This is a genomic window from Shigella sp. FC1661 (assembly GCF_001712525.1).
Classification (GTDB): Bacteria; Pseudomonadota; Gammaproteobacteria; order Enterobacterales; family Enterobacteriaceae; genus Escherichia; species Escherichia coli.
The window spans coordinates 1-3,653 of record NZ_MDGW01000202.1 but is presented as its reverse complement, the minus strand read 5'-3'; the positions used below and the strand labels follow the sequence as shown (position 1 = coordinate 3,653).

Annotated in this window: 3 protein-coding genes and 3 pseudogenes; all 6 read right to left on the bottom strand. The window is 40.2% G+C overall.

Features of this window, described 5'->3' with window-relative positions:
- A partial coding sequence (locus BFF42_RS12655) for a transposase (RefSeq protein ID WP_000567737.1) occupies positions 1-287 on the bottom strand: 287 nt, incomplete at its 3' end.
- A gap of 75 nt (positions 288-362) precedes the next feature.
- Positions 363-1,160 (bottom strand): Nif3-like dinuclear metal center hexameric protein, encoded by a 798-nt coding sequence (locus tag BFF42_RS12650; protein ID WP_052270405.1) that lies wholly within the window; start codon positions 1,158-1,160, stop codon positions 363-365.
- Positions 1,161-1,182: 22 nt separating this feature from the next.
- A pseudogene (locus BFF42_RS28310) lies at positions 1,183-2,008 on the bottom strand (alpha/beta hydrolase).
- A gap of 92 nt (positions 2,009-2,100) precedes the next feature.
- The gene (locus BFF42_RS12640; RefSeq protein ID WP_039059824.1) at positions 2,101-2,898 is read right to left on the bottom strand and encodes an amidohydrolase family protein; all 798 of its coding nucleotides are present in this window, start codon (positions 2,896-2,898) and stop codon (positions 2,101-2,103) included.
- Between the two features lie 21 nt (positions 2,899-2,919).
- Positions 2,920-3,264: pseudogene (locus BFF42_RS12635) on the bottom strand (alpha-glycosidase); the annotation flags it as partial.
- 16 nt (positions 3,265-3,280) lie between these two features.
- Positions 3,281-3,653, bottom strand: a pseudogene (locus BFF42_RS12630) (IS1-like element IS1X2 family transposase); the annotation flags it as partial.

Here is a 3,653-nt window from a genome sequence, read left to right as displayed (position 1 = left end):
AGTTCATTTTCCATCGTTTTCTTGCCGAGCAGGCGCTGGAGTTCTTTAATCTGCTTCATGGCGGCAGCAAGTTCAGAGGCAGGAACAACCTGTTCTCCGGCGGCCACAGCAGTAAGACTTCCTTCCTGGTATTGCTTACGCCAGAGAAATAACTGGCTGGCTGCTACACCATGTTGCCGGGCAACGAGGGAGACCGTCATCCCCGGTTCAAAGCTCTGCTGAACAATTGCGATCTTTTCCTGTGTGGTACGCCGTCTGCGTTTCTCCGGTCCTAAGACATCAATCATCTGTACTCCAATGACTAGTCTAAAAACTAGTATTAAGACTATCACTTATTTAAGTGATACTGGTTGTCTGGAGATTCAGGGGGCCAGTCTAAGATCTAAATAGCTTGCAAGACGTCGCATACCCGCTTCCTCTGCAACACTATGTCCAATAACTGCCATCGGTAAGCCACTATCTTTGGAGTATTGTGTCTGCACCCATGTTTTAATTGAATCGTTAATCGTAATATAATAATCAGCCTGATATTCCATATATTGTATTGGATCACAAAAACAGCCTGCCCCAATGCCAACAGTTCTGACTACTCTGGCTTTATCTCCATAAAATTGAATGCCAGGAAGATTATATATTTTCAAATTTTTGGCAAAACGTTTGGTAATGTTAATGACACTGTCAGGTTCTATAGCATATACACAGTACATCTCATCAGAAGCAACAATATTTGTAACATCCAGTTCTAACTGCTGAGCCAAAGCCTTAGACATTCCGAACGTAGGCTCTCGATCCATGACATCATGGCAACGAATGATTACCAAATTATTTTTATGCAAAAACTCCTTTTTTTGCTCAATTATTTTTAAATAACTGAGTTCACCGCGAGTATAATCCATTATTTTTCTGGCCCATGAAAACTCAAGATCGTCACCCTCCAGATCAGCATAAGAATAAAATGTAGTCTCATGTGTAATAATGATATTGACACCTTCAAAAACAGCCTTTCTTAAAACATCCATTGAGGCAATCCAGCAGGTCCCAATTTTATTAATAAGTGTCGCCTCAGCACCAAAAATAATTTTATCAACTGTTGGTTGCGAAACAGCAACCATTGAATTTAAAAAACAATTAAGATCCGCGGCTGTTTTAATATGATGCATTCAACATCCTTCACAGGTTTCATCAGCAATAAAATAATTTCAACATTTCTGGGAAACGTTTTGCCCATGCAGACTCAGAGTGGGTATCACCTCCCCATAAATGATAATCTATAGTTACATTGCGTTGTTTACGGAGACTCACGCATAATTTTTCAGCACCGGAAATATAGACTTCAGGAAAGTCTTCGCGCATACCACTGGTTTCCTGCGTACCGACATCGAGATATACAGTAAGATCTTCAACGATGTTGTTTTCCTGAATAAAATTCAGCATTGCGCTGTCATTGAACCATAGTGCCGGCGAAAAAACGCCAACTTTTGAAAAAACGTCCTGACGAAGAATTGCGGCAAACAAACTGATGTACGCACCCATAGAACTACCTGCTATCGCTGTATTATTACGATCTGGGAGAGTTCTAAAATTACTGTCAACATAGTTCTTGAGCGTATTCACAATAAACGCCTTTTCCTCCACTATAATCCACAGCAGGGTCCCAGCCAGGTAAGGGAAAAGATGTGTTTCGCGGCCATGGAGAATACTCATCCATACGGCTGAATTTACCATGAGACGATGCGTTATCAATCCCCACAATGATAACACCGTCGTATTGTGAATTTGAGAAAAAAGCATCTACCGCCTCAGGTATATCCCATACATGTGGACCAAAAGATACAGATTTATCAAATAAATTTTGCCCATCGTGCATATATATTACAGGGTAACTGATATCAGATTCATAATAGAACGCAGGCAGTAATATTCTTATTTCGCGACTACTCGCCAATTGTGGCATAGGAAAAGATTGCAACACATGATAGCGATTCCCATAGTTCTCAATATCGTTCATGATTTAAATTAACCTCAATGCAAAATGAAATATAACATCTAAGCACTCCCCTACCACATTCTATATGGGGAGCACTTAGAAATGACTAATAACTATATTTTTATCTTAAAATTTTTTTTCGCATTGGTAAACATAAGTTGTTCAAACTCACTTTGCGTTAATTTACTTTTTAATTCAGTAAAATACTTATTATAAAAATCATCATCATTGTACGTATCCAGCCCATTAATAGGATTATCGGTACCGAATAAAATCTTATCACTACCACAGATTTTTATCGCCTGGTAAACCATATCCGCCCTAACCCACACAGTATCGCCATAGAGATTAGGAAGTTTTGCAATCAATTCGATTGCTTCCTGATTATCTGTCGCGAGCCCCATATGACACATAACAAAATTCACGTCTGGATACTTAAGTGCCATCTCATAAAATAACTGTGGGCTGGATTCATAATCATTAGAAGTATGGCTAACTACCGGGAGATCATATTTTTGAGCAAGGCGTATATAATCCTGAACTTTTTCTGAGTTGAAAGCCATTTTTGAATGATAAGGGTGAACTTTGATGCCATAAATGATATCTCGATTGCTGGCAATCATATCTTCAAAGTCTTGATCACAACTTTCCAGACGAGGCTTAATCCACATAAACGCGCCAATTCGCTTTGCATGTTGACGAACAAGTCTGAGCATACGTTCATTGTTATCATGCTGTGTAACTTGATCTTCATCCGGAATCGGGTTCTGGTCATGGTCAACTTCAACAGCAGATCCACAGGAACATAACGCAAAATCAATATTATACTTGTCCAGAGATGCCAGAAAAACATCTTCTGGCATGCTGATTTTCACAAAATCACCAATATGAGTGTGTGCATCAATTATCATAACAAACATCCTAATTGAAATTTAAAAATCATAAAGATCAGCAGCAGGTAAACCTTCAATTTCATAACTGAAACCGGAGATCTCCATACTTCTTCCGTCATAAATAAAGTTGGCAGTATCTTCACTATTATTTAAGAAGAAAGTGATGTTATCGCGTTGATAAGCGATCACCGTAGGATGTTCAACATCTTTCCATTGTATTGATGCCTCACACCATTGTGGATGTTTTTTACGTAGACGTATTAACCAACGTATAAATTGCCGTAATTCAAGATCTTGTTTGTTTTCATCCCATATCATACATTTTCTATTATTCTCAAGCGTCATTGATTTAAAACCATCAATTCCTATTTCGCTACCGTAGTAGGGTAATGACTCCAACTTACTGATAGTGTTTTATGTTCAGATAATGCCCGATGACCTTGTCATGCAGCTCCACCGATTTTGAGAACGACAGTGACTTCCGTCCCAGCCTTGCCAGATGTTGTCTCAGATTCAGATTATGTCGCTCAATGCGCTGAGTGTAACGCTTGCTGATAACGTGCAGCTTTCCCTTCAGGCGTGATTCATACAGCGGCCAGCCATCCGTCATCCATACCACGACCTCAAAGGCCGACAGCAGGCTCAGAAGACGCTCCAGTGTGGCCAGAGTGCGTTCACCGAAGACGTGCGCCACAACCCTCCTCCGTATCCTGTCATACGCGTAAAACAGCCAGCGCTGACGTGATTTAGCACCGACGTAGCCCCACTGTTCG